Source organism: Streptomyces sp. NPDC127117, from assembly GCF_042677325.1.
In the GTDB taxonomy this organism is placed as follows: Bacteria; Actinomycetota; Actinomycetes; order Streptomycetales; family Streptomycetaceae; genus Streptomyces.
Map to the genome: position 1 here is coordinate 300712 of NZ_JBHXTM010000003.1, position 25635 is coordinate 326346.

24 protein-coding genes, 1 other RNA gene and 1 pseudogene are annotated in these 25635 nt (G+C 72.4%); 12 read left to right on the forward strand and 14 right to left on the reverse strand.

The annotated features are described in order from the left end of the window. Positions 1-1437: an MFS transporter gene (locus ACFVH0_RS04880; protein ID WP_385818034.1), complete on the forward strand. Its 1437-nt coding sequence runs from the start codon at positions 1-3 to the stop codon at positions 1435-1437. A 118-nt stretch (positions 1438-1555) separates the two neighbouring features. Here the strand turns inward: ACFVH0_RS04880 and ACFVH0_RS04885 are convergent, their stop codons facing one another. Genes ACFVH0_RS04885 through ACFVH0_RS04900 form a run of 4 tightly spaced genes read right to left on the reverse strand, consistent with a single transcriptional unit; the run spans position 1556 to position 5128 of the window. Next, on the reverse strand, positions 1556-2188 hold the full coding sequence (locus tag ACFVH0_RS04885; protein WP_385818072.1) for a response regulator: 633 nt from the start codon (positions 2186-2188) through the stop codon (positions 1556-1558). Positions 2189-2193: 5 nt separating this feature from the next. Then, positions 2194-3429 carry a sensor histidine kinase gene (locus tag ACFVH0_RS04890; RefSeq protein WP_385818035.1) on the reverse strand — a complete coding sequence of 412 codons (1236 nt, stop codon included), beginning with the start codon at positions 3427-3429 and terminating at the stop codon, positions 2194-2196. 29 nt (positions 3430-3458) lie between these two features. After that, positions 3459-4181, reverse strand: a complete 723-nt coding sequence (locus ACFVH0_RS04895; RefSeq protein ID WP_385818036.1) for an ABC transporter permease — start codon at positions 4179-4181, stop codon at positions 3459-3461. Further along, positions 4181-5128, reverse strand: a complete 948-nt coding sequence (locus ACFVH0_RS04900) for an ABC transporter ATP-binding protein (RefSeq protein ID WP_385818037.1) — start codon at positions 5126-5128, stop codon at positions 4181-4183. Before ACFVH0_RS04900 ends, ACFVH0_RS04895 begins: the two co-directional genes overlap by 1 nt. Positions 5129-5403: 275 nt before the next feature. On the opposite strand from ACFVH0_RS04900, the gene ACFVH0_RS04905 reads away from it, so the two are divergent. The 3 genes from ACFVH0_RS04905 (at position 5404) to ACFVH0_RS04915 (ending at position 8445) form a co-directional block, all read left to right on the forward strand. Further along, a complete protein-coding gene (locus tag ACFVH0_RS04905) occupies positions 5404-6276 on the forward strand; it encodes a MaoC/PaaZ C-terminal domain-containing protein (RefSeq protein WP_385818038.1) in 873 nt (290 codons plus the stop codon). 110 nt (positions 6277-6386) lie between these two features. Beyond that, positions 6387-7463 (forward strand): Zn-dependent alcohol dehydrogenase, encoded by a 1077-nt coding sequence (locus ACFVH0_RS04910; protein ID WP_385818039.1) that lies wholly within the window; start codon positions 6387-6389, stop codon positions 7461-7463. Between the two features lie 40 nt (positions 7464-7503). Beyond that, positions 7504-8445 (forward strand): 3-oxoacyl-ACP reductase, encoded by a 942-nt coding sequence (locus ACFVH0_RS04915; RefSeq protein ID WP_385818040.1) that lies wholly within the window; start codon positions 7504-7506, stop codon positions 8443-8445. An 86-nt stretch (positions 8446-8531) separates the two neighbouring features. On the opposite strand, the gene ACFVH0_RS04920 is transcribed toward ACFVH0_RS04915, so the two are convergent. Then, a complete protein-coding gene (locus ACFVH0_RS04920) occupies positions 8532-8699 on the reverse strand; it encodes a hypothetical protein (RefSeq protein ID WP_259933563.1) in 168 nt (55 codons plus the stop codon). 125 nt (positions 8700-8824) lie between these two features. Continuing rightward, positions 8825-10132, reverse strand: a complete 1308-nt coding sequence (locus tag ACFVH0_RS04925; RefSeq protein ID WP_385818041.1) for a hypothetical protein — start codon at positions 10130-10132, stop codon at positions 8825-8827. A 199-nt stretch (positions 10133-10331) separates the two neighbouring features. Between ACFVH0_RS04925 and ACFVH0_RS04930 the strand changes: the two genes are divergently transcribed. The 4 genes from ACFVH0_RS04930 (at position 10332) to ACFVH0_RS04945 (ending at position 14332) form a co-directional block, all read left to right on the forward strand. Next, positions 10332-11372, forward strand: coding sequence for an ABC transporter substrate-binding protein (locus tag ACFVH0_RS04930; RefSeq protein WP_385818042.1), 1041 nt, complete (start codon positions 10332-10334; stop codon positions 11370-11372). A gap of 118 nt (positions 11373-11490) precedes the next feature. Then, positions 11491-12333, forward strand: coding sequence for a Nif3-like dinuclear metal center hexameric protein (locus ACFVH0_RS04935; RefSeq protein ID WP_385818043.1), 843 nt, complete (start codon positions 11491-11493; stop codon positions 12331-12333). Continuing rightward, positions 12330-13073, forward strand: a complete 744-nt coding sequence (locus tag ACFVH0_RS04940) for a zinc ribbon domain-containing protein (protein WP_385818073.1) — start codon at positions 12330-12332, stop codon at positions 13071-13073. The genes ACFVH0_RS04935 and ACFVH0_RS04940 overlap by 4 nt, the downstream gene beginning before the upstream one ends. Further along, complete coding sequence (locus ACFVH0_RS04945) at positions 13073-14332, forward strand: bifunctional RNase H/acid phosphatase (protein ID WP_385818044.1); 1260 nt, start codon at positions 13073-13075, stop codon at positions 14330-14332. The genes ACFVH0_RS04940 and ACFVH0_RS04945 overlap by 1 nt, the downstream gene beginning before the upstream one ends. Before the next feature lie 82 nt (positions 14333-14414). Here ACFVH0_RS04945 and eda read toward each other — a convergent pair whose 3' ends face one another. Together eda and yaaA are read right to left on the reverse strand one after the other, a co-directional pair. After that, positions 14415-15035 (reverse strand): bifunctional 4-hydroxy-2-oxoglutarate aldolase/2-dehydro-3-deoxy-phosphogluconate aldolase, encoded by a 621-nt coding sequence (eda, locus tag ACFVH0_RS04950; protein WP_385818045.1) that lies wholly within the window; start codon positions 15033-15035, stop codon positions 14415-14417. A 97-nt stretch (positions 15036-15132) separates the two neighbouring features. Continuing rightward, positions 15133-15933, reverse strand: coding sequence for a peroxide stress protein YaaA (gene yaaA / locus ACFVH0_RS04955; RefSeq protein WP_385818046.1), 801 nt, complete (start codon positions 15931-15933; stop codon positions 15133-15135). Between the two features lie 328 nt (positions 15934-16261). On the opposite strand from yaaA, the gene ACFVH0_RS04960 reads away from it, so the two are divergent. Then, on the forward strand, positions 16262-17704 hold the full coding sequence (locus ACFVH0_RS04960) for an RNB domain-containing ribonuclease (protein ID WP_385818047.1): 1443 nt from the start codon (positions 16262-16264) through the stop codon (positions 17702-17704). Positions 17705-17818: 114 nt separating this feature from the next. Here ACFVH0_RS04960 and ACFVH0_RS04965 read toward each other — a convergent pair whose 3' ends face one another. Together ACFVH0_RS04965 and ACFVH0_RS04970 are read right to left on the reverse strand one after the other, a co-directional pair. Next, entirely contained in the window at positions 17819-18655 is an 837-nt protein-coding gene (locus ACFVH0_RS04965; RefSeq protein ID WP_385818048.1) for a hypothetical protein, read from the reverse strand. Beyond that, positions 18652-19425, reverse strand: a complete 774-nt coding sequence (locus ACFVH0_RS04970) for a MerR family transcriptional regulator (protein WP_385818049.1) — start codon at positions 19423-19425, stop codon at positions 18652-18654. The genes ACFVH0_RS04965 and ACFVH0_RS04970 overlap by 4 nt, the downstream gene beginning before the upstream one ends. Before the next feature lie 179 nt (positions 19426-19604). Here ACFVH0_RS04970 and ACFVH0_RS04975 point away from each other — a divergent pair, with 179 nt between their 5' ends. After that, positions 19605-20174: a Uma2 family endonuclease gene (locus tag ACFVH0_RS04975; RefSeq protein WP_385818074.1), complete on the forward strand. Its 570-nt coding sequence runs from the start codon at positions 19605-19607 to the stop codon at positions 20172-20174. A 55-nt stretch (positions 20175-20229) separates the two neighbouring features. Beyond that, an RNA gene (gene rnpB, locus ACFVH0_RS04980) (RNase P RNA component class A) lies at positions 20230-20631 on the forward strand. 241 nt (positions 20632-20872) lie between these two features. On the opposite strand, the gene ACFVH0_RS04985 is transcribed toward rnpB, so the two are convergent. The 4 genes and pseudogenes from ACFVH0_RS04985 to ACFVH0_RS05000 all read right to left on the reverse strand — a co-directional run bounded on the left by ACFVH0_RS04985 (position 20873) and on the right by ACFVH0_RS05000 (position 23885). Further along, positions 20873-21358, reverse strand: a complete 486-nt coding sequence (locus ACFVH0_RS04985) for a GNAT family N-acetyltransferase (protein WP_385818050.1) — start codon at positions 21356-21358, stop codon at positions 20873-20875. Positions 21359-21493: 135 nt separating this feature from the next. Continuing rightward, positions 21494-22144 (reverse strand): hypothetical protein, encoded by a 651-nt coding sequence (locus ACFVH0_RS04990; protein ID WP_385818051.1) that lies wholly within the window; start codon positions 22142-22144, stop codon positions 21494-21496. A gap of 182 nt (positions 22145-22326) precedes the next feature. Then, the gene (locus ACFVH0_RS04995; RefSeq protein ID WP_385818052.1) at positions 22327-22908 is read right to left on the reverse strand and encodes a hypothetical protein; all 582 of its coding nucleotides are present in this window, start codon (positions 22906-22908) and stop codon (positions 22327-22329) included. Positions 22909-22956: 48 nt separating this feature from the next. Beyond that, positions 22957-23885 (reverse strand): annotated as a pseudogene (locus tag ACFVH0_RS05000) (NADP-dependent oxidoreductase). 223 nt (positions 23886-24108) lie between these two features. Between ACFVH0_RS05000 and ACFVH0_RS05005 the strand changes: the two are divergent. Further along, positions 24109-25575: an MFS transporter gene (locus tag ACFVH0_RS05005; protein ID WP_385818053.1), complete on the forward strand. Its 1467-nt coding sequence runs from the start codon at positions 24109-24111 to the stop codon at positions 25573-25575. Positions 25576-25635 lie beyond the last annotated feature (60 nt).

The following is a 25635-nucleotide window of genomic DNA, read 5'->3' on the forward strand; positions in this document are numbered from 1 at the left end:
ATGACAGCCATGGTTGACGTGACGACGCCCATCCGCAGAACCGGCCGGCCCCGGGCCCGGACCCACGCCTGGGCGGTCGTGCTCATCGCCTGCACCGGCCAGTTCCTCGTCGTTCTCGACGTGTCCGTCGTCAATGTGGCCCTCCCGTCCATGCGTACCGGTCTGGGGCTGAGCACCGCAGGACTGCAATGGGTGCTCAACGCGTACTCGATCGCGTTCGCCGGGTTCATGCTGCTCGGCGGGCGGGCCGCCGATCTCTACGGCCGCAAGCGGATGTTCCTCGTCGGCCTCGGCCTGTTCACCGCCGCCTCCCTGGCCGGCGGACTCGCCCAGGAGGGCTGGCAGTTGCTCGCCGCGCGAGCCGCGCAGGGACTCGGCGCGGCCGTGCTCGCCCCCGCGACCCTCACCCTGCTCACCGCCGCCGTCCCCGAGGGCCCCGCCAGGACCAGGGCCATAGGGACCTGGATGGCGGTCGGCGCGGGCGGCGGCGCGGCCGGCGGACTGATCGGCGGTGTGCTCACCGAAGCGCTGTCCTGGCGCTGGGTCCTGCTCATCAACGTACCCATCGGGGTCCTCGTCCTGACCGGCGCCGCACTCCGGCTCACCGAGGGGCGGGCCGGTGAGCGCAGCCGCATCGACATCCTGGGGGCGGTGCTCGTCACGGCGGGCCTGGCCTCGGTCGCGTACGGCATCGTGCAGATCGAGGCGGCGGGCTGGACGGCGGCGGCGACCCTCGTACCGCTGCTGGGCGGAGCGGCGCTGCTCGCCCTGTTCGTCCTGGTGGAGGCCCGCACGGCGAAGCCCCTGATGCCGCTGCGGGTGCTCGGGAAGCGGTCGGTGGCATCGGCGAACGTGGCGATGTTCGTGATCGGCTCGGCCACCTTCTCCATGTGGTACTTCATGACCGTGTACGCGCAGAACGTGCTGGACTACAGCGCGCTGAAGGCCGGACTCGCCCTGATGCCCACCTCGGTGGCCGTCGTGGTCGGCTCCATGTGCGCGCCCAGAATGATGGCCCGGACCGGCGCGAAGAACCTGGCGCTGATCGGCACGGCGGTCGCCGCCGCGGGCTTCGGCTGGCAGTCCACGATGACGGCCGACGGCTCGTACCTCACCGCGGTCTGTCTGCCCGGTGTGCTGATGATGACCGGCAGCGGCCTCGCGGCCACCCCGCTCGCCGCCCTCGCCACCTCCGGCGCGGCCCCCGGCGAAGCGGGCCTGGTCTCCGGCCTCGTCAACACCTCCCGCACGATGGGCGGCGCACTCGGCCTGGCCGTCCTCTCCACGGTCGCCGCGGCCCGCACGGGCGGCGCCGCGGACCCGGTGGAACTGACGGCCGGCTACGCACTGGCCTTCCGGACGGCCGGCGCGGTGCTGCTCGGCGGACTGCTGCTGATGGTCCTCCTGCTGCCGCGCCACCGGCCGGAACGCCACTGAGGCACGGGGCCCGCGGGCATCGGGGCCCTCCGTCCGGATCGGGCCGGGTCCGCAGGCTCTGTGGCCACGCTTGCCGCCGTGGCGTCCGCGGGTATCGGGGCCCTCCGTCCGGACCGGGCTACAGCCACCCCTGCTGCCGCGCCGCCCGCACCGCCTCCATCCGGTTGCGCGTTCCCGTCTTGCCGATCGCCGCGGACAGATAGTTCCGCACCGTCGACTCGGACAGATGCAGCTTCGCCGCGATGTCGGCGACCGTCGCCCCGTCCACCGAGGCGTTCAGCGCGTCCCGCTCCCGCGCGGTCAGCGGGCTGGGCCCGGCGCTGAGCGCGGCGGCGGCCAGCGCCGGGTCGATCACCGTCTCGCCGCCCAGCACCCGCCGGATCGCGGCGGCCAGCTCCTCGACCGGCCCGTCCTTGACCAGGAACCCCGCCGCCCCGGCCTCCATCGCCCGGCGCAGATAGCCGGGGCGGCCGAACGTGGTGAGGATCAGCACCCGGCAGTCCGGCACCTGCTCACGCAGATCGGCGGCGGCGTCCAGCCCGCTGCGGCCGGGCAACTCGATGTCCAGCAGCGCCACATCGGGCCGGGACAGCAACGCGGCGTCCACGATCTCGTCCCCGGCGGCCACCTGCGCCACGACCTCGATGTCCGGCTCAAGACCGAGCAGCAGCGCGAGCGCGCCCCGCATCATCCCCTGGTCCTCGGCGAGCAGTACCCGTACGGACTTGGCCGGGCGGTGGTCCTGCGGCATCTCGTTCACCGTCCCAGCGTATGGCTCTCGGCCGGGCCGGAAGCCGGGTCGGCGTCCACCGGGCCGGGTGCGTCCGCCGGGAGTTCCGCCGTGACCACGAAACCGCCCTCGGGGCCACTGCCCGCCGTCAGCGAGCCGCCGGCCGCGGCCAGGCGTTCGGCGAGGCCCTTCAGGCCGGTGCCTCCGATGCCCGGGGAAGGCGGTGCGGGCGGGGTCCGGCCGTCGTCGGTGACCGTCAGCCGGACCCGTTCGGCCGTGCCGTCGAGCACGAACGAGCAGGTGGTCGCCCGGGAGTGGCGTACGGCATTGGTGACGGTCTCCCGCACCACCCAGCCCAGCAGGGCCTCCGTCTGCGGGGCGAGCGGTGGGCCCGAGCGGCGGAGCACCGGTTCGATCCCGGCGGCGGTCAGCGCCGAGCGGGCCCGGTCCAGTTCGGTGGCCAGGCTGCCCTCCCGGTAGCCGGTGACGGCCTCCCGGATCTCGGTGAGGGCCTGCCGGCCGACGGACTCGATGTCGGCGACCTGGGTGAGCGCCGCGTCCATGTCGCGGGGCGCGAGCCGGCGCGCGGCCTCCGACTTGACCACGATCACGGAGAGCGTGTGGCCCAGCAGATCGTGCAGATCGCGGGAGAAGCGCAGCCGCTCCTTCTCGACGGCGGTCCGGGCCAGTTCCTGCCGGGTGGCCCGCAGTTCCATCACGGTCTCCGCGAGGGTGAGGATCGCGGCGGTCACCGCACCCGAGATGAATGTGCCGTAACCGATCGTCCACGGGTCCGAGCTGCCGTTGCCGCGCCACACCGCCACGAAGGTGGCGGTCAGGGCGAGCGCGAGCACGCAGACCGCCAGCTGCCGGTTGCGCAGGACGGCGCCGCAGGCCAGTGAGAGCAGCGGGAAGAACAGCAGCCAGCTCCCGCCGTAGCCGATCGCCAGCGCGAACGTGACGGCGGCCATCGCGGCGAGCAGCCAGTACGACACCGGGCTCTCCCGCTTCCTCCGGTCGAAGCCGCGGAACACCACCGAAACATAGAGGGAGTTGAACGTGAGCAGCCCGAGACCGCCGAGCCAGGGGTTGGCCGCCTCGCCCTGGAAGAGATTGGAGAAGGAGCCCATCCCCATCAGCAGCCAGGGCAGCATGGCGTACGGGCCGGGCGGGCCGGGACGCCGCTCCTCGCCCTTCCTGCGCCGGCGCCGCCACGGGCCCGGCCGCCGGTCCGCACACGTATCCGTTCGGTTCCCGGACATGCCCACTCCTGTCACACGGTCCTCACGGATCACACGGTCCTCGCGGACCGACGGTACGAGATCACGGCGTACGTACCGAACAGCAGGAGCCATCCGCACAGCACCCCGATCGTGCCGGCGCCGGGCGCGTGGCCCTCGGTGGTGGCCCAGCCCAGGTCGGCGAAGCGGTTGGCCGGGGTGAACCTGCCGATGGAGCGCAGCCACCCGGGCAGCAGCTCCAGCGGGAACCACAGCCCGCCGACGATCCCGAAGCCCATCAGACAGGCCACATTGACCACCCCGGTGCCCTGCGGGGTGAGCCGGTAGCCGTTGCCGAGCCCGAGCATGGTGAACGGCAGCGCGCCGATCCACAGCAGCAGCACCAGCGCGATCCACTGCCAGGCGTCCAGCCGCACCCCGTTGACCAGCCCGCCGGTCAGCAGCACCGTGAGGATCGTCGGCAGGACCGTCACCGAACCGCTGATCGCGCGGCCCACGACCGCCTGTGAAGGGGCGAGCGGGGTGACCCGCAGCTGGTCCAGCCAGCCGAGCGTCTTGTCGGAGGCGACCCCCGTACCGATCGACATGGCCGAGCCCAGCGCCCCGTACGCGGCCATGCCGACCATCGAGGCGGTCTTCCAGCCGTCGACGTCGTTGCCGCCGCCGATGTTGGTGAAGAGCAGGTACATCATCACCGGCATCCCGGTCCCGAAGATCAGGAAGAAGCCGTCGCGCAGGGTCCGGCGGATTTCGAGCACGATGTAGCGGTACATCAGGCGGTCTCCCTCTCGGAATCGGACACGGGGGCCGCGGCGGGTGCGGTGAGGGAGAGGAACGCGTCCTCCAGTGTGGCCCGGGAGACCTGGAGGTCGCGGATCGCGTCCAGGCGGGCCAGCTCCCGGACGGTGGCGTCCGAGTCGTCGGTGTACAGCAGCGCCCGGTCCCCGGACACCTCCACGGTGACCACGCCGGGCAGCCGCTCCAGGCCCTCGGTCGGGCCGCCCGCCAGGTCGAACGAGACGAGGCTGCGGCCGGCCGAGCCCCGGATCGCGTCGCCGGTGCCGTCCGCGACGATCCGGCCCCGGTCGATGACGACGATCCGGTCCGCGTTCTCGTCGGCCTCCTCCAGGTAGTGGGTGGAGAACAGGACGGTGTTGCCGCGTCGGGCGTAGGCCCGCATCGAGTCCCAGAACGTGCGCCGGGCCTCCACGTCCAGGGCGGCGGTCGGCTCGTCCAGGACGATCAGCTCCGGATTTCCGGCCAGCGCCACGGCGAAGCGGACGCGCTGGGTCTGGCCGCCGGAGAGCTTGTCGATGCGCCGGTTCGCGTAGTCGCTCACCCCGGCCAGCGCGAGCGCCTCGGAGACCGGCATCGGCGCCGGATATGTCGAGGCGACGAAGTCGATCAGCTCGCGGACGGTGACCCGTTGGATGGGCCGCCCGTCCTGGAGCATGGCGCCGACCAGACCGTCCCGTACCGCGTGCTCCGCGGCCCGGTCCAGCACCCGCACCGTGCCCGAGTCCGGAACGTCGAGGCCGAGCAGCAGCCGGATGGTGCTGGACTTGCCCGCGCCGTTGCGGCCGAGCAGGGCGACGGTCTCGCCGCGGCCGATGGACAGATCGATCCCGTCCACGGCCCGTACGCTGCGCCCCGCCCGGCCGAAGGTCTTGACCACCCCGGTGAGGTCCACCGCGGCTCCGCTCCCCGTTGTCCGTTTCATGGGTATGACGCTACGGAGGCGGCCGGGGCCCCGGGCAGATGTGTGTGTACGGACTTCGCCATGACATATGTCATGGCCGGGCGGCGGCCCGCAGATCGATCTGACGCAGCGTCAGCAACGGTCTTCACAACTGCTGGGCGCTGCGTTATACATGGGTTCATCGGCTAGAACGCGTTCTAGAACGGGCGTGGCGGCCGGTCCCGCGCGACCTCGGTGCGGCCGACGGTGCGGACGGCCGCGCCGAGGTCTTCCCACCATCAAGGAGCAGCTCTCCCATGCCCATTGATGCCGAAAAGGCTCTCGCCGCCGAACCCCGCTCCACCCGGATCAGCTGGGGCCACAAGGACGTCCAGCTCTACCACCTCGGGATCGGCGCCGGCTCCGACCCCGACCGGGCCGATGCCGCCACCCACCCCGACGAGCTGCGCTACACGCTGGAGTCCCGGCTCCAGGTGCTGCCCTCCTTCGCCACCGTCGCGGGCGCCGGCATGGGCGTCGTCGGCGGACTCTCCTCGCCCGGCGTCGACATCGACCTCGCCGCCGTCCTGCACGGCGGGCAGAGCGTACGGGTGCACCGGCCGATCCCGGTGAGCGGCAGCGCCGTACAGACCTCGAAGGTCGCCGCGGTGTACGACAAGGGCAAGGCGGCCGTGCTGGTGCTGCGCACCGAGGCAGCCGACGAGGAGGGCCCGCTGTGGACCAACGACGCCCAGATCTACGTCCGGGGCGAGGGCGGCTTCGGCGGTGAACGCGGGCCCTCCGAGCGGGTCGCCCACCCCGCGGTCGCCCCGGACCACATCGTGCGGCGGCCCGTCCGCCCGGACCAGGCGCTGCTGTACCGCCTCTCCGGGGACTGGAACCCGCTGCACGCCGACCCCGAGTTCGCCGCGCTGGCCGGCTTCGACCGGCCGATCCTGCACGGACTGTGCACCTACGGCATGACGCTGAAGGCCGTCACCGACACGGTCCTGGGCGGCGACGTGTCCCGGATCCGCTCCTGCCGCACCCGCTTCGTCGGTGTCGTCTTCCCCGGCGAGACCCTCCGCATCGAGATGTGGACCGCCGGGAACCAGGTGCGGGTCGAGGTGAAGGCCGTGGAGCGGGACAACGCTCCGGTCCTCGGCGACACCTTCGTCGAACACTCCTGAACCCGAACCGACTCCAAGAGGAGCACTGCTCCACGTTCCACCGGACCACGTTCCACCGGACCACGTTCCACCGGCCCTACGTTCCGCAGGCCCATGAGGGGAGCCGCACCATGCGCGCAGCCGTACTGCACGAGATAGGCCAGGACAAACTCGAAGTCCTCGACGACGTCGAGGCGGTGGGCTTCGGCCCCGGCAAGGTCAGGCTCCGCATCCGGGCCACGGGCCTGTGCCACTCCGATGTCTCCGCGATGAGCGGGGTGCTGCCGCAGCCCGCCCCGTTCATCCCGGGCCACGAGGGCGCCGGCGAGGTCATGGACGTCGGCGACGGCGTCACGGGACTGAGCGCCGGGGACCGGGTGCTGGTCTGCTGGCTGCCCGCCTGCGGGGCGTGTCCGTCCTGCAAGCGCGGCCAGACCCAGCTCTGCCTGGCCGGCTTCATGAACGCGGGCACCCCCAACTTCAAGCGCCCCGGCGGCGACGTGTTCGGCTTCGCGGGCACCGGCACCTTCACCGAGGAGGTCGTCGTCGGCGCGGGCTGCGCGGTGCCGATCCCCGACGACGTACCGTTCGAGATCGCCGCACTGATCGGCTGCGGGGTGACCACCGGGCTCGGCGCGGCCATCAACACCGCGCAGGTGGAGGCGGGTTCGTCGGTCGCCGTGATCGGCTGCGGCGGCGTCGGCATCTCCACGATCCAGGGCGCCAGGGTGCAGGGCGCCGCCCAGATCGTGGCCGTGGACCCGGTCGCCTCCCGGCGCGAGGCGGCGCTGCGGTTCGGCGCGACCGAGGCGGTGTCGCCCGACGAGTTCGCCGACGCCAAGCAGCGGGTCACCGCGGGCGAGGGCTTCGACTACGTCTTCGAGGTCGTCGGCAAGTCGGCCACCGCCCGCACGGCGTACGAGAACACCCGGCGCGGCGGCACCCTGTGCATCGTCGGCGCGGGTGCGATGGACGACAACTTCCAGGTCAACATGTTCGAGCTGTTCTTCGACGAGAAGCGGATCCTGCCCTCCATGTACGGGGGAGGCGATGTGCTCCGCTCGTACGAACGGGCCATCGCGCTCTGGCGGGCCGGCCGGATCGACCTCGAATCGATGATCACCCACCGGGTGCGGCTCGACGGGATCAACGACGCGCTCGACCAGATGCGGACCGGCGAGTCGCTGCGCACCTGCGTCGAACTCTGACCCCTGCCCCGCCCCTCCCGAGAGGACTGGAGAGATTCCGATGTCACTTCCCCTGGACGGCATGTCCGCGATCGTCACCGGCGCCGGCCGCGGCCTCGGACGCGCCGAAGCGCTGGAACTGGCGGGGCTGGGCGCGTCCGTGGTCGTCAACGACTACGGGCAGCCGGGCCGCGACGGCTCCGGCGAGGCGTCCGCGACGCCCGCCGAGGAGGTCGCCGAGGAGATCCGGGCCGCGGGCGGCCGGGCCGTCGCGCACCTCGGCGACGTCTCCGACCACGAACAGGCCCGCGCCCTGGTGGAGCTGGCCGTCGACACCTACGGAAAGCTCGACATCCTGGTCAACAACGCGGGCATCCTGCGCGACCGGATGATCTTCTCGATGACCGAGGACGAGTGGGACTCGGTCATCAGGGTCCACCTCAAGGGCCACTTCAACACCACGCACTTCGCCGCCGCGCACTGGCGCACCCGCTCCAAGGAGTCCGGCGGCCCGGTCCACGGGCGGATCGTCAACACCTCGTCGGAGGCGTTCCTGGCCGGCTCGGCGGGCCAGCCGAACTACGCGGCGGCCAAGGGCGGCATCGTCGGCCTCACCACCTCCACGGCCCTGGCCCTGGCCAGGTACGGCGTCACCGCCAACGTCATCTGCCCGCGGGCCCGCACCCGGATGACCGAGGACGTCTTCGCGGGCTTCCAGGAACCGGCGGACGGCCGGCTCGACGCGCTCGCCCCCGAGCACGTCGCGCCGCTGGTCGGCTATCTGGCCTCCCCGGCCGCCGCCAAGGTCAACGGGCAGCTGCTCGTGGTGCACGGCGGGATGGTCGCGATCGTCGAACGCCCGAGGGTGGCGGCGAAGTTCGACTCCTCGAAGGAGACGTTCTCCTTCGACGAACTGGACGAGCTGATCTCGCCCTACTACCAGGACCGCCCGCCGAACGAGACCTTCGCCGCGGCCGAGGTGCTCGGCCTGAAGCGGGGCTGACGAGCGCGTCGGGGAAACGGGTGGGCCCCGGCAGCCGTCCGGCCGCCGGGGCCCACCCGTCCCTCGTTCGTCGACGTTCCGCGCGGTCAGGCCGCCCGGCTGTCCCCCTCGGAGGGGCGGCGGTGGCGGCCGTGCGGCTGTGCAGACGTGTCGTCCATCGACTCACCCCCTCGGTGCTTTCCGTAGCCGCCGGCTTCGGCCCGGTCGGCGTCCTCCGGACGCGTCTGGGTCGGGTCGGTTCGGGCTTCAGACATGATGGGAAGTCACCCCGTTGTGATCGCTTACATGTGTGTGTCCCAGGGCCGATCACGCCGGCCGCGCCCCGGCACGGTCACCGCCGGCGACCGTCGGACACGACTGCGTGGCCCGGGCCCAGATTTTAACCAGGCACCATGCGCCCCGTGAGAGGCGCCTGCCCCAGTGGAACCGGCTTGCACACGGGTAGAGGCACGGCGCCGGCGGACGGTTGCATACCGCTTCCCGCGCCGCATCCCGACGACGGCCACGCCCCGGGTTCCTCGTCCGCCGGGGCCTCCAGCAGGGCCACGCCGCACGCCACGTCACCGCCGGCGTACGGGAGTCTGAGCACACCGTCCCGGGTCCACACGCCGCGTCCGGCCTGCCACCCCTCGGGGGCGGCGAGTTGATGCAGCCGGCGCCCGGCCGGACGCCACACCCCGACCCAGCTGCCCGCCGAGCCGTCGATCCGCAGCGCCACCGCGCAGCTCTCCGGCATCAGCATCTGGCCCGGCTGCACCGCGAACGGCGTCACCGCCACATCGGCCGGGCGCAGGCATTCCGGGAAGCGCACCGGCAGACAACTGCCGAGCACCCCCCACCCCAGCCGGTCGTGCCCCGGCGCGTCCGAGCGGATCAGCAGCAGCCCGCTGTCCGGGTCGGCGAGCAGCAGCCGGTCGTTGCTGTCCGGGGCGATCTGCAGCAGCGGCGTCACCTCGCCGCCCCGCTCCAGGTCCACGGCGACCGCCTTGACCGGGCCGCCGCCCGGCATCTCCCGGTCCAGGGCCAGCATCCGGCCCGCCCGGTCCAGCCAGACGCCGCCGGAGCAGCGCCCCGGTACCTCCGCGACCAGCTCGGGCCCGAAGGCGCCGCCCGCCACCAGCCAGACGGAGGTGGCGCGCGGACCGGCCGACAGCGCGTACGCGCTCACGCCGTCCGGCGACGGCGGCAGCAGGGTCAGCTCCGCGCACTCGACGGCGCCGAGCGGGAGTTCACCGGTGCCGGGGCCGGTCGGATAGAGCAGCGACACCGCGTGCCGGTCCGCCACCCGGCGCCGGATCAGTACCCGCCCGTCGGCCAGCGGCAGCACCTCGGAGTCCGGCTCCTCCGGCTGGTCCAGGGGGAGCGGCACGGCGTACGGCTCGTGCCCGTCGAGCGTCCAGCGCTCCACGAACCACGCCTCGCCCGCCCCGCCGGCCCCCTCGGACGGGTCCGCCGTCACTCCCGCGAGCGCGAGCCGGGCCGCGTACGAGCCGTCCGCGGAGATCGTGAACGCGGGCGCGACGGGAGGCGCCCCGGGGGATGCGCCGCCCGGCCCACCGGGGTCGTCCGGCGGATCGTCCGGCGCGCTGTCCTCCAGGACCGTTTCTCCGGTGTTCGCGGTGCTCCCGGCGTCCGGGGCGGCCCCGGTCGCCTCCGCGGTCCCGTTCTCGATGGCACAGGCAGTCATGGAATGGTCACCTCCGGCGACCGAAGCTAGTTTTCGCACTTCCTGCCGAACAACACCAGACCCACCTCTTCACACATAAGGGTGGTGATGCCCGGATTCGCCTGAGAGGGAGGGGGTGGCTGTGCTGGGAGCGAGGCGGGTGCGTAAGGTTAGGCAGCCCTAAGCAATACCTGTGTGACCCTTACAACTGGAGCAAGTGATGTCCCTTCGTCGCCGCGGCACAGCCGCAGTCGGCCTGGCGGTGGCTGCCGCCCTCTCCCTCTCGGCCTGCGGGAGCGACGACGGAAAGCCGGGCGGTTCGGCCAAGGCGGAGGGTGGCGACAAGAAGGCCGCCGTCGCCACCGGCGGCAAGGACTTCGGCGACGCCGCGAAGAAGACGGCGGCGTACGGGACGGATGCCGAGGCGGGCGAGTTCCCCCGGACCCTCACCCACGCCATGGGCAAGACGGAGCTCAAGTCCGCCCCCAAGCGCGTCGTCGTGCTGGACGTCGGCGAGTTCGACAACGTCGTCTCGCTGGGTGTGAAGCCGGTCGGCTACGCCCCCTCGGAGGGCGACGCGGCCATTCCCTCGTACCTGAAGAAGGACGCGGGCAACCCGAAGAACGTCGGCACGATCAACAACCTCAACCTTGAGGCGATCGCCGGCCTGAAGCCCGACCTGATCCTCGGCAGCCAGCTGCGCGCCGCCGACAAGTACGACGCGCTCTCCAAGATCGCGCCGACCGTGTTCTCCATCCGTCCGGGCTTCACCTGGAAGGAGAACTACCTCCTCAACGCCGCGGCGCTGGACAGGACCGCCAAGGCCGAGAGCGAGCTCGGCGCCTACGAGGCGAAGGCGAAGAAGCTCGGCGAGGACATCGGCCCGGACAAGCCGACCATCTCCATGGTCCGCTACCTGCCGGACCGCATCCGCCTCTACGCCAAGGCGTCCTTCATCGGCACGATCCTCGACGACGCCGGTCTGCCGCGGCCCGAGAACCAGCAGATCGACGACCTCGCCGCGGAGATCAGCCCGGAGAAGATCGACGAGGCCGACGCCGACTGGATCTTCACCGGTGTGTACGGCGACGTGAAGGCCACCAAGCGGGACACCACCCAGGCCAACCCGCTGTGGAAGAACCTCAAGGCCGTCAAGGAGGGCCGGGCCAAGAACGTCTCCGACGAGACCTGGTACCTCGGCCTCGGTGTCACGGCCGCGGACCTGGTCCTCGACGACCTCCGCGCCGACCTCGTGAAGTAACGGCGTCATCCACGATCGGTGACCGGTCCCGGTGACCGGTCCCGAGCGGACTGTGGCGGTCCGCATGGACCGCCACAGCCATGGGCGACGGGGCGCGGAGGGCAGGTAGCCTTTGCTTGTGCCCCGTCTGTCTGATGTCCTCGCCGAGCTCGACGCTCTCTGGCCGCCCGAGCGGGCCGAAAGCTGGGACGCGGTCGGCACCGTCTGCGGAGACCCCGACGCCGTCGTCGACCGCGTCCTCTTCGCCGTCGATCCCGTCCACGAGATCGCCGACGAGGCGATCCGGCTCGGCGCCCAGCTGATCGTCACTCACCACCCGCTCTATCTGCGGGGCACGACGACGGTCGCGGCCGACACCTTCAAGGGCCGGGTCGTGCACACCCTCATCAAGCACGACATCGCGCTGCACGTCGCGCACACCAACGCCGACACCGCCGACCCGGGCGTCTCCGACGCCCTGGCCGGCGCACTCGACCTGCGCGTCGAAGGCCCCCTCGTACCGGACCCGTCCGACCCGAAGGGCCGGCGCGGCCTCGGCCGGATCTGCGTGCTCGACCACCCCGAGACCCTGGCCGATCTCGCCGCCCGCGCGGCTGCCCGGCTGCCCGCCACCGCGCAGGGCATCCGGCTCGCCGGCGACCCGGCGGCGACGGTGCGCACCGTCGCGGTCAGCGGCGGCTCCGGCGACAGCCTCTTCGACGCGGTGCGCGCCGCGGGGGTCGACGCCTTCCTCACCGCCGACCTGCGCCACCACCCGGCCTCCGAAGCCGTCCAGCACTCCCCGCTCGGCCTGATCGACGCCGCCCACTGGGCCACCGAATGGCCCTGGTGCGAACAGGCCGCGGCGCAGCTCGACGCGATTTCCGACCGCCACGGATGGGACCTGCGGGTCCACGTCTCGAAGCAGGTCACCGACCCCTGGACCACCACCACCCACCACTCTTCTGGAGCCCCCAACTGAACGCCGCGCCCGCCGACCAGATCCGACTCCTCGACGTCCAGGCCCTCGACGTACGCCTGTCGCAGCTCGCGCACCGGCGCAAGTCGCTGCCCGAGCACGCCGAGATCGAGTCGCTCACCAGCGACCTCGCGCAACTGCGCGACCTGCTGGTCGCCTCGCAGACCGAGGAGAGCGACACCGCCCGCGAGCAGACCAAGGCGGAGCAGGACGTCGACCAGGTGCGCCAGCGCGCCGCCCGCGACCAGCAGCGTCTCGACTCCGGCGCGGTCACCTCGCCGAAGGACCTGGAGAGCCTCCAGCGCGAGATCACCTCGCTGGCCAAGCGCCAGGGCGACCTGGAGGACGTCGTCCTCGAAGTGATGGAGCGCCGCGAGTCCGCCCAGGAGCGCGTCACCGAGCTGTCCGACCGGGTCTCCGCCGTCCAGGCCAAGACCGACGACGCGACCGCCCGCCGCGACGCCGCGACCAAGGAGCTCGACGAGGAGGCCGCGACCGTCACCAAGGAGCGCGAGCTCGTCGCCGGTTCCGTCCCCGCGGACCTGCTGAAGCTGTACGACAAGCTCCGTGTCCAGCAGGGCGGGGTCGGCGCTGCCCGCCTCTACCAGCGCCGCTGCGAGGGCTGCCGCCTCGAACTGAACATCACCGAGGTCAACGACGTGAAGGCGGCCTCCCCGGACACCGTCCTGCGCTGCGAGAACTGCCGCCGCATCCTGGTCCGTACGGCGGAGTCGGGCCTGTAATGACCCAGCCGCGCCAGTTCGTCATCGAGGCCGACGGCGGATCCCGGGGCAACCCCGGGCCCGCCGGTTACGGAGCGGTCGTCATCGACCCGGTGACGGGCGAGACCCTCGCCGAGGCCGCCGAGTACATCGGCGTCGCGACGAACAACGTCGCCGAGTACAAGGGCCTCATCGCGGGCCTGAAGGCGGCGAAGGCGCTGGTGCCGGACGCCTCGGCGGACGGCGCGGTCCAGGTGCGGGTCCGGATGGACTCCAAGCTGGTCGTGGAACAGATGTCGGGCCGCTGGAAGATCAAGCACCCCGACATGAAGCCGCTCGCGGCGGAGGCCGCCAGGATCCTGCCGGCCTCCGCCGTCACGTACGAGTGGATCCCGCGCGAGAAGAACAAGCACGCGGACCGGCTCGCCAACGAGGCGATGGACGCGGGCAAGCGCGGCAAGCAGTGGGAGCCGTCGGCGTCGACGGCCGCCCTCGACACCCCCCGGTCCTCGGCGGCCTCCGCTCTGCCGCCGGTCTCCGGCCCGCCCGGCGACGCGGCGGCGGGCGCGGCGAAGGCCCGCGCGGCCCTGGCCTCCCGGCCGGCCGCGGCCTCCCCGGCGGCCCCCCGGGTCGGCTGGGGCGCGGCGCCCGATCTCGGGGCGCCCGCCACCTTCGTACTGCTCAGGCACGGCGAGACCGCGCTCACCCCCGAGAAGCGGTTCTCCGGCAGCGGCGGCAGCGATCCCGAGCTCTCGGTGGCCGGCCGCCACCAGGCCGAGTGCATCGCCCGGTCGCTGGCCGACCGCGGCACGGTCGAGGCGATCGTCAGCTCCCCGCTGCGCCGCTGCCGCGAGACGGCGGCCGCGGTCGCGGCCCGGCTCGGTCTGGAGGTCCGGATCGAGGAGGGCCTGCGCGAGACGGACTTCGGCGCCTGGGAGGGCCTGACGTTCGCCGAGGTGAGGGAGCGGTACGGCGCCGACCTGGACGCCTGGCTCGCCTCCGCGAAGGTGGCCCCCACCGGCGGCGGCGAGAGCTTCGCCGAGGTCGCCCGCCGCGTCTCGGCCACCCGCGACCGCCTCACCACCCGCTACGCGGGCCGCACCGTCCTGCTGGTCACCCATGTGACACCGATCAAGACCCTGGTCCGGCTGGCACTCGGCGCCCCGCCGGAGGCCATGTTCCGGATGGAGCTCTCGGCGGCCTCGGTCTCCGCGGTGGCGTACTACGCGGACGGCAACGCGTCGGTGAGACTGCTCAACGACACCTCGCACCTGCGGTGAGGCAGCGGGCGGAGGCTCCCGCGCGGAGCGCATTCACCCGGGGCGGCGCGAAGCCGCCGTTTCTGCCGGGGGTACGGGGAAATCAGCCGCGCAGTGCAGCCGCCTCGCCGGCCAGCCGCTCCACCCGCGCCCAGTCCTTCGCCGCGACCGCATCCGCCGGGACCATCCAACTCCCGCCCACACAGCCGACGTTGGGCAGCGTCAGATAGGACGGTGCGGAGGCGGGCGAGATGCCGCCGGTCGGGCAGAACCGGGCCTGCGGCAGCGGCGCGGAGAGCGCCTTCAGGTACGCCGTGCCGCCGGCCGCCTCGGCCGGGAAGAACTTCATCTCGGTGACCCCGCGCTCCAGCAGCGCGACCACCTCGGACGTCGTGGAGACGCCCGGCAGGAACGGCACCCCCGAGGCCTTCATCGCGTCCAGCAGCCGGTCCGTCCAGCCGGGGCTGACCAGGAACCGGGCGCCCGCGGCGACGGTGTCGGAGACGTTCTGCCCGGAGATCACCGTGCCGGCGCCGACCACCGCGTCCGGCACCTCGGCCGCGATCGCCCTGATCGCGTCCAGCGCCGCAGCGGTGCGCAGCGTCACCTCGATGGCCGGGAGCCCGCCCGCGACCAGGGCCCGGGCGAGCGGCACCGCGTCGGCGGCGTCCTCCAGGACGACTACGGGCACGACGGGGGCGAGGTCCAGCACAGAGGAGGTCATGCGCTCATCTTGCCGCGCCGAACGCACCGTACGCAACGAGCGTTGCACATGATGCAACACGCATGGTTCGGTGACCCATCCGAAGGGGGCCGTCGGCTCAGTGGATCTCCGTCACCACGACATCGATCGACCACGCCCGCCCGGCCCGTGCCGGAGCCTCGGCCTCCACCATGTATCCGAGCCCGCGCAGGGTCTCCACCAGCTCCGCGGGCCCCTTCGGCCGCGCGCCGGAGACCAGCAGATCGCGGACCAGCCGCCCCTTCGTCGCCTTGTTGAAGTGGCTGACCACCGACCGCTTCTCGACCCCGTCCACCAGCTGGGAGTGCAGCACCCGCACGCTCGCCGTGCGCTCCGCCACCTCGCCCTTCGGCTTCCACGCCGCGGTGTACGCGGAGGACCGCAGGTCCAGGACGAGCCCGTCGCCGGCCGCCTCCGGCATCACCCGCGCCATCGGGTCACGCCAGTACGCCCCGAGCGCGCCCAGCCCCGGCAGCTTCACGCCCATCGAGCAGCGGTACGACGGAATCCGGTCGCCCACCCGCACGGCGCCCCACAGCCCGGAGAAGACCAGCAGCGACTTCCCGGCCCGCCGCCTGGCCGTCGCGTCCAGGGACGCCAGGCCGAGCGCGTCGTACAGCACGCCCGTGTAGATCTCCCCGGCCGGACGCGTCCCGGCCGTCCGGAGCTCCACGTTCTTCGCGATCTCGCCGCGCAGCCCCTCGCTCAGCCCGAGCACCTCGCGGGCCTTCTCCTCGTCCGCGGTGCACAGCTCGACCAGCTCGTCGAACACCGCCGCCCGCGCCTCGGCCAGGCCGGGCAGCGACAGCGACTCCGGCTTCAGGGGAGCACCGCGCCCCGAGGCGGCCTTTCCTTCGGAGGGCGGCAACAGCACGAGCACGGCGGTTCTCCTTCGTACGCACGGTCAGGGGGCGGGACCGGTTCCCCCGCGCCAGCGTACGGGGACGGCGGGTCCGCCCGGACCGCCACCCGGCCGGGCCGGGACTGGGCGGGGCCGTCTCCCGGGGGTGCCGCCGCCCGGACCGTCTCCCGGCCGGACCGTCTCCCGGCCAGGCCACCGTCCGGGGTGCCGCCGCCCGGGCCGCCGCCCAGCCGCGCCGGGACCGGGTGGGGCCGCCGCCCTGCCGCGCCGGGACCGGGCGGGGCCGCCACCCGGCCACGTCGCCGCCCGGGATGCCGCCCGCCCCGCCCCGACCTACGCTCGGTCCATGCCCCGCCGCCATCTCCGCATGACCGGGCCGGCCGACACCCCGCTGAGGGCGTCCCTGCGCGCACTGCGCACCGAGCTCGGCCTTCCCGACGACTTCCCGGCCGAGGTCCTCGCCGAAGCGGCACAGGCGGCGAACGACCCGGTGGTATCGGCCCACGAGGACGCGACGGACCTGCCGTTCCTCACCATCGACCCGCCCACCTCGACCGACCTCGACCAGGCCATGCACCTCGAACGCCGCCGGCACGGCTACCGGGTCCACTACGCCATCGCCGACGTCGCCGCCTTCGTACGCCCCGGCGGAGCGCTCGACACCGAGGCCCACCGCCGGGCGACGACCCTCTACTTCCCCGACGGCAAGGTGCCGCTCCACCCCACCCTGCTCTCCGAGGGCGCCGCCAGCCTCCTGCCGGGGCAGACCCGCCCCGCCGCACTCTGGCGGATCGACCTCGACACCGAGGGTGGGATCGTCGCCACCTCGGTGCGCCGGGCCCTCGTCCGCAGCCGCGCCAAACTCGACTACGCGGGCGTCCAGCGGCAGATCGACACCGGCACCGCCGAGGAGTCCCTGGCCCTGCTCCGCGACATCGGACGGCTCCGCGAGGAGCAGGAGGTCGCCCGAGGGGGCATCTCCCTCAACGTGCCCGAGCAGGAGATCGTCGCGCACGACGACACCTACGGCCTCGAATTCCGCGCCCCGCTGCCCGCCGACGGCTGGAACGCCCAGCTCTCCCTGCTGACCGGCATGGCCGCCGCCCACCTCATGGCCGAGACCGGCACCGGCATCCTGCGCACGCTGCCGGTCGCCCCGGACGGCGCCGTGGCCCGGCTCCGCCGCTCGGCCGACGCACTCCACATCGACTGGCCGCACCACGTCCCGTACGCCCAGGTCGTCCGCTCGCTCGACCCGAACAGGGCCGACCACGCCGCGTTCCTCCAGGAGTGCACCACCCTGCTGCGCGGCGCCGGCTACACCGTCTTCGACCACGGCGAACTGCCCACCCCCGCCGTCCACGCCGCCGTCGCCGACCTCTACACACACTGCACCGCCCCGCTGCGCCGCCTGGTCGACCGGTACGCGGCCGAGCTCTGCCTCGCCGCCGTCGCGGAACAGGAACCGCCGGAGTGGGTACGCGCCGCACTGCCCGGCCTGCCGAAGGAGATGGCGGACGGCACCAGGCGCGCCAACACCGTCGAGCGCGAATGCGTCGACCTGGTCGAGGCCGCGCTGCTCAAGGACCGGATCGGCGAGATCTTCGACGCGTACGTGGTCGACGTGGCGGACCAGGAACCCACCACCGGCACCGTCCACATCGACGACCCGGCGGTAGTCGCCCGGATCGACGGCGGCGACACGAAACTCCCGCTGGGGGAGCGGCTCCAGGTCAGGCTGGCCCAGGCGGACCCCGGCTCGTCGAAGGTGCTCTTCGCCCCCGCGTGAGCGGGGAGGAGGGGAGGCAGTCTCCCCTCGCCCGAGGAGGCGGTGTTCCGGCCCCGGCCCGAGGAGGCGGTCCCCGGCTCCGGCCCGAGGAGGCGGTCCCCGGCTCCGGCCCGGTCACCCGGCGTCTTCGCGCCCCCGCCCGAGCACGGCCACCACCGCGCCCGGATCATCCGCATGGAACCGGACCGCCCGCGCCTGCCCCCGCTTCCCCAGCGGTCGCACGAACTCCACCGGAGCGGTCAGCTCCACGCTCACGGTGGTCTGCCCGCCGACGACGAGATCGAGCACCCCGTCCGCCCCCGCCCGCACCGGACCACCCTCGGGGAACCGCCGCTCGACCCGCGCCCCGGCGACCGCATCGGCGGGGATCCGCAGATCGAACAGCCCGCCGTAGCGGAGCCGCAGCGCCCCGTCGGCGTCCACCACATGCGGCCGGGTCACGCACGAGGCGTGCAGCGCCAGGACGAACAACACCCCGTACACGTCCAGCACCAGCAGAATCCCGTGCACCAGGGGCCAAGGGATCAGCAGCGCCAGCATCACCGTCTCGACCACGGAGACGAAGAGCAGGCCGTACATCATCGCGGTCTGCGGGCCCGTGTACGCGACGGCGACCGCACCTCCTGGAACACCGTGCCGCCGTCCCCGCAGCCACAGCCCGAGACTGTGCAGGGTGCGCACCTCGTGCGCGGCGAGCCGACGCGCCTGCTCCGGTACGACCGTGCGCAGCGCCGCCGCCAGCGCCTCCCGCCACCCGAGCCCTGCACGGCGTCCCGCCCGCAGGAGCCGCCCCAGGACCACGGCCTCGAACCCGAGCATCGCCACCACCAGCACCCTGGCCCCGAGCAACACCACCTCCGGCACCCGGACCCCGGCCGACAGACAGCCCACCAGAATCACCTCGGCCACCGCCGCGCCCCCGACGGCCCATCGCCCAACCCGCGCACTCATCCCGCACTCCCCTCGTCGCCCGTGCTCCCCTCGTCGCCGACCCCCGCCACGCGCTCGGCCAGACCGGCCATCACCCGGCGCACCACCTCGGCCTGGGCGGGCGCCCAGTCGTCGAGCAGCGCCTCTCCGAATCCCGGAACGACCGGCCCGTCCGACCCGATCGCCGCCAGCACCTCGTCCGGCACGGTGGCCACGAGGTCGGCCGCGAGCGGCGCGATGCGCGGATCGTCCACCGGAGCCCCGGCCAGCGCGTCCAGCCGCTCGTACATGACGGGTACGGCAGGGTCCTCGGCCAGCCTCATCAACGCGGCCCGGACTTCACTGCCCGTGCCCGCCGCATCCAGCAGCGTCAGGTGCTCGCGATCCCGGTCGGCCGAGGGAGAGCCGGTCGCCGGCCCCGTGCCCAGCAGCTCGGCGAGTGCGGGCGGCACGGTCTCCTCGTCGGACACCGGCGCTTCCAGCAACGCGGCCAGCCGCCGCCGCCGCTCCCTGATCCCGGCCTCCTGCCGGGCCAGATCCGCGTCCAACCCGGCCAGCACCTCCATGAGTTCACGCCCCGCCGTGTCCCCGAGGACATCCCGCACCTCGTCCAGCCCGAGCCCCAGCTCGGTGAGCCGCCGGATCCGGGCCAGCACCACGGCGTCCCGCACGCCGTACGAGCGGTAGCCGTTGGCCCGGCGCTCGGGTTCGGGAAGCAGACCGATGTGGTGGTAGTGCCGGATCGCCCGTGAGGTGACCCCGACGAGCGCGGCGATCTCTCCGATACGCATGTGGCCAGTAGAAACCCTGACGCTGCGGCAAGGTCAAGCACGCACCGCACCCCTCGGTATCCGTGAACTCCGCACCCGCCTGTGCCACGATCGAGGGGCGTAATCCCATCTCACGGACGGCGGGTCGAACGATGCCCGAATCTGGCGAGCGACCGAGGAAGGGGCGTGACATGGCTGCCATGCCGCACGAACCGCTCACGCAGGCGGACGTCCTGCTGGAGGGCTTCCTGGCGCTGGATACGCCGGAGGGCTTCCGGGCCGAGCTGATCGAGGGGGAGATTGTCGTGACGCCGCCGCCGGACGGGGACCACGAGGACTACATCAGTCTGATCATGAAGCAGGTGATCAGACTGGCCCGGACCGATATGGACTTTTCCGGGAACAAGGGACTGAAGCTGGCAAGCGGCGGACGCTGTCCCAAGAACCACGTCATTCCCGACGGCACCTTCGCCCCCACCGAACTGCGCCTGTACCGGGGAGCCGACCCCTGGATGCCGTGCGAGGGGGTGGCCCTCGTCGTCGAGGTCACCTCGACCAAGCCCCGGGCGGACCGTACGGACAAGCGCCACTGCTACGCCCGCGGCCCCATCCCGCTCTACCTTCCGGTGGACCGCGAACAGTCCTCGGTGACGCTGTTCAGCGACCCGGAGGGCGACGACTACCGTCAGCACTGCACGATCCCGTTCGGTAGGCGGCTCACTCTCCCGGCGCCGTTCGCCTTCGACCTGGAGACCGAGAAACTCATCTGAGCCCGGTCCCGGTCGGCGGCCCTCGGCGGACGGGTAGCATGGTCGGCACGGCAGACGAGCCGGGCGGACGGCCGCGTGGGGATCCTCGGATCTCCCCGAGGAACGTCCGGGCTCCACAGGGCAGGGTGATGGCTAACGGCCACCCGGGGTGACCCGCGGGACAGTGCCACAGAAAACAGACCGCCGGGGACTTCGGTCCTCGGTAAGGGTGAAACGGTGGTGTAAGAGACCACCAGCGCCTGAGGTGACTCAGGCGGCTAGGTAAACCCCACCCGGAGCAAGGTCAAGAGGGGCCGCCGCAAGACGGCCCTGCGCGAATGATCGAGGGCTGCCCGCCCGAGTTCGCGGGTAGACCGCACGAGACCGGCAGCAATGCCGGTCCTAGATGGATGGCCGTCTCCCCGGCCGCCGCGAGGCGACCGGGCGACAGAACCCGGCGTACAGCCCGACTCGTCTGCCCCCTGGAAGGCCCTCGCGGACCTGCCCGCGCAGCCGGTCGTGGAACTCTCCGAACCAGACCGTGGTCACGTCGGCGGCGGAAGAGGCCGAACAGTAACCACCGAGACAGACGATCCGGTTACATGAACTGCCACTCGTTTGGCGATGATTCACACGGATCTCCTCTGAATGGCACCAGTCGGTGGGATGTCCCCCTTGAAGGGCTTGAAGACAAAGAGGCAGCTGCGTGACTTCACCCGCTACCCTTCCGGCCGGGTCGGGAGAGGTGTCGGTGCTGCGTCGAACGGCAGAGCGCGGTGGAAGACGACCATGGCCCGGCCGGGACCGTTGTAGTCATCGACGATCTTCGTGTCGAAGCCGAGGCGGCGGTGGAACGCGATCGAGCCGGTATTTCCGATTGATGTGATCGCCTTCAGTCGCACCGCACCGTGGCGATGCGCGGCGTCGGCGAACGCCGCATACAGACAACGCCCGAGGCCGGTGCCGCGGGCATCGTCCCGGGTGGCGACGAGATGTACGTACCCGCTGCCGGTCGGGGTGACGAACCCGATGATGTATCCGCGGATTCCCTCCTCGTCCCGGGCGACCAGACAGGTCGGACCGAACTCCTGCACCAGCGCCGGAAGATGCAGGGACCGCAGGTCGCGTTCTCCCCAGTAGCGAGGGTGATCGGCAAGGACCTGATGGAGGTCGGCCATCCCGGCCGGTTCGATCCGTGTGTGCATGGCAGCGAGCATGACAGGCGCCATGGCTGCTTGGGGTGAAGGGCCGCACGCCCGGGGTGAGTTGTGACGCAGGACCGGGCCCGTGCGGCCTGATCCCGGCAGGCCCCGTCCGGGTGCTCCTGTGCGTACGAGGTTCTATTCGGGGGCGCGGCGCCTGCGGCCCATCGACTGGGATGTCACCACGACCAGCAGCAGTGTGGCCACTGCGACGACCGTCCCGAGGACGGGGAACGTGATGGTGGGGGCCCTTCCCTTCGCGGTGACCAGGTCGTGCGGGTCGGTGTACACGCGGATGCGGTCGCCGACGCGGGTGGACGCGGTGCATACCTCCTTGCCGTCGACGAACGTCTCGCGGCTGTCCGGGAGCCGGATCGTGCACTCGTACTGATCGCCTCCGGTGAGCGGCTTCTCGGATCGGGTGATCTCGGTGACCGTCGCGGGTGTCTGTTCGCCGCGCCCGCTCAGTACGGCGTCGCGGAAACCGGCCGGCACCGCGATCACCAGGACCACCAGACAGAGCACCATCGCCGGCATCCGCTTCTCCGGCGGCGCGACGATCACCGGCAGGCCGAGCACCACGGCGGCCGACACCACGGCCAGCGACACCTGCACCGGCAACCGGCCGTGCACCGTCAGGGCGTTCGCCAGCCCGCATCCCACCAGCGCCGTCGCCGCGCCGAGGCCCATCGCCGCCCCTGCCAGGCGCGGCCGGTGCGGCGTCCAACCCTGTACCGACCGGACCACGCGCGGCACGACCTTACCGACGCGTGTCCTGGCATTCGTCATGCCGCCCGCCCTCTCCGCCGGAGCATCGGCCCCGTCACCGAAGTCACTGCGGTACTGCGGTGACACCTGCTTTCAGGCGGTTCCCGTAACCCCGTCGTCCGAACCTTCGTTCCCTCCAGGACGTCGCAGCGGGTCAGGGCCTCTCGTTCGGATCGAGCCCGGCATGATCCGAACGAAAGGCCCTAGACCGCCCCGACCGTGTTCCGCTGGGTCCAGAAGCGGCGCACCGCCCACCCGGCACCGAGCGCGGCGGCGGTCCAGACGATGACCTCGGCGGCCAGGATGGACGGGGTCACAGCGAGATGCGGCCGGGGTGGCATCACGATCATCTGCGCCGCCGCCCCCACGGGAACCACCAGCGCGGCAAGCAGACCGATCGCCCCGGAGCGCCTGATGGCCGAGCCGATCGCGCCGAGGGCCAGCCCGAACGGCACACCCACCGTCACCCAGGCGCCCATGTCCGTACTGGCATCCGCGACGGCGGAGTCGGTGACGTAGTACGCCACCGTCGCCCCCACCAGGGACAGCGCTCCCGCGACTGCGCCTCGGACAAGGCTCCTGGCCAGCCAGCCCGCCAGGACTGCCAGTGCGGCCCACGACCAGCCGGCGTCCAACAGCAGACTCAGCACCTTGGCCGTCATGCCCACGACCGTGCCCGTCAGCGGCATCCCGATCTCCGAGTACGGGGACGAGAGAGCGTTGACGAGCGCCGTCGCGGTCCCGAACACCACCCCGATCGCGAGACCCAATGCTGTGATCTTCATATCCGCACGATATCCAGTGCGGTTTTCAGGGGTGAGCGTTGCCGGTCATCACTTGATCGGCGCGATGATCAACTTGCCGCGTACATGGCCGCCCGCGCTCTCCCGGTGGGCGTCGGCCGCTTCGGACAGCGAGTACGTCCGGGCCACGGACAGGCCGAGGTCACCGCTCTCGACCAGTGCGGCCGCCCGCTCCAGACGCTCGCGGATCGCGTCGGGGCCGGCGAAGACGAAGCGCACGCCGTGCTCCGCCGCCCGGTGATCGGCGATGGTGACCACGCGATCCGGGGTGCCGGTCAGTTCGACCAGGGCCGGCAAAGAGCCCTTCCCGGCGGCGTCGAACGCCGCATCAACGCCCTTCTCCGCGACGGCGCGAACCCGCTCGGCGAAGTCCTCGCCGTACGTCACGGGTTGCGCACCGAGCGAGCGCAGGTACTCGTGGTTGCGCTCGCTCGCCGTACCGATCACGGTCGCCCCGAGATGCCCGGCGATCTGCACGGCCACGGACCCGACGCCACCGGCGGCCCCGTCCACGACCACGGTCTCCCCGGACTTCACCCCGAGGTCCGTGAGTGCCTGGTACGCCGTGTTGACAGCCACCGGCAACCCGGCCGCGACCTCCCAGGACACGCCCTCGGGCTTCCGCGCCAGCTGCGCCGCGGGTGCGAGTGCGAACTCGGCGTAGCCGCCGGAGCCGATCGAACCGAAGACCTCGTCGCCCACGGCGAAGTCGGTCACGTCCGCACCCACGCCCGCGACGACACCGGCGACATCCCCGCCGGGCACCGAGGGGAACTCCACCGGCATCATCGCCGCGACGGCGCCGCTGCGCAGTTGCCAGTCCAGCGGGTTCACCCCGGCGGCGCGGACCGCCACCAGCACCTGGCCGGGGCCCGGGCGGGCACCTCGCGCTCCATCACGCGTAAGACCTCGGGGCCTCCGTACTCCGCGAACTCCACAGTGCGATACGTCTTCGTCATTTCTTCTCCCTCATCTGTCCGGGCCGGGTTCCGTCGGGTCGATCAGAGCTGCTGATTGTCCGTCGAGTTCCTTGTGCGAGTGGGGGAGCGAGGGCTTTTCGCTCCGACGCGAGTATGCCGCCCAGGGATTTCCCGGACATCCGCACTGGCCATTGATACCCCCCGGGGGTATGCTGCGACGCGTCGAGACCAGATACCCCCCTCCCGTATAGGAGTTCCTGCGATGACTGCATCAGCCGCACCGAACGCACCGGCCGATCCGCGGAGATGGTCCGCGCTCGCCCTGATCGCCCTGGCCCAGTTCATGGTCATCATGGATACGTCGATCATCGGCGTGGCCCTGCCCCGGATGCAGGACGACCTGGGCTTCTCCCAGGAGAACCTGTCCTGGGTGTTCAACGCCTACGTCGTCGCCTTCGGAGGGCTGCTGCTGCTCGGCGGGCGGCTGTCCGACCTGCTCGGTGCCAAGCGCCTCTTCAGTGCCGGATGGGTCGTCCTCGCCGCGGGCTCCCTGACCGCGGGGCTCGCCGGTCAGGTCTGGGTCGAGCTGGCCGGGCGGGCCGTCCAGGGGGTGGGCGCCGCGCTGATCGCCCCGTCCGCCCTCACTCTGCTGATGACCCTGTTCGGCTCACGGCCCCAGGAGCTGGGGAAGGCGTTCGCCCTGTACGGTGCGGCCGCCCCGGCCGGTGGCACCGCCGGGGTCTTCCTCGGCGGGGTCATCACCCAGTACGCCAGCTGGCCCTGGGTGTTCTACATCAACATCCCCGTCGCCGTGATCGTCCTCATCGCCACGCCCGCCGTCATGCCCTCGGGTGCGGGGCGCCGCGGCTCGATCGACCTGGCCGGCGCGGTCACCGTCACGGCGGGGCTCGCCGCCGCCGTCTACGCCATCGTCCGTGCCCCCGAGACCGGTTGGGGTTCCGCCGAGACCTGGCTGGTGCTCCTGGCCGGCGTGGTGCTGATCGCCGCGTTCGTCGCGATCCAGTCGAAGCGGCGCGAGCCGCTGATGCGGCTGGGCATCTGGCGGGCGCCCAACCTGGCCGGTGCCAACATCGCTCAACTGCTCATGGCCGCCGCGTGGATACCCATGTGGTTCTTCCTCAACCTCTACCTCCAGCAGGTCCTGGGGCTCGACGCCTTCGCTTCCGGCTCCGCGCTGCTGCCCATGACGGTCGCCATCATGATCATGATGATCGTCCTGGCGCCGCGCCTGATCTCCCGGTTCGGGCCCAAGCCCCTCATCGTCCTGGGGCTGTTCGCGCTCGGGGCGGGCATGTTCTGGCTCTCGCTCGCCCGCCCGGACGGAAACTTCCTCGTCGACGTGCTGCCCGCCTCCCTGCTCTCCGCGGTGGGCATGTCGCTGGCGTTCATCCCGTCGCTCGGCACCGCGCTCTCCAGTGCCCGTCCGGAGGAGGGCGGTCTCGCCTCGGGGATCGTCAACACCAGCTACCAGGTCGGCTCCGCGCTGGGCCTCGCCGCCATGACGGCAATCGCCGCCGCGCACGGCGCCCGTGAACCCGGCGACCCGGTGGCCCTCACCGACGGCTTCTCAGCCGCCTTCCTCGGCGCCGCGGCCCTCGCGGTGGCCGGCGCCCTCGCCGCCCTGCTGACCCTGCGCACCGCACCCGCCGCCGAGGGGGCGGGCGAGGGTGAGGGCAGTGGTGGCCGGACGGAAAAGGCCGCGGCCTGAAAGGGGGCGGGTGTTCCCCGACCGCTGTGGCCGGGCGGCGTCCGCCGCCGGGGGTGGGTG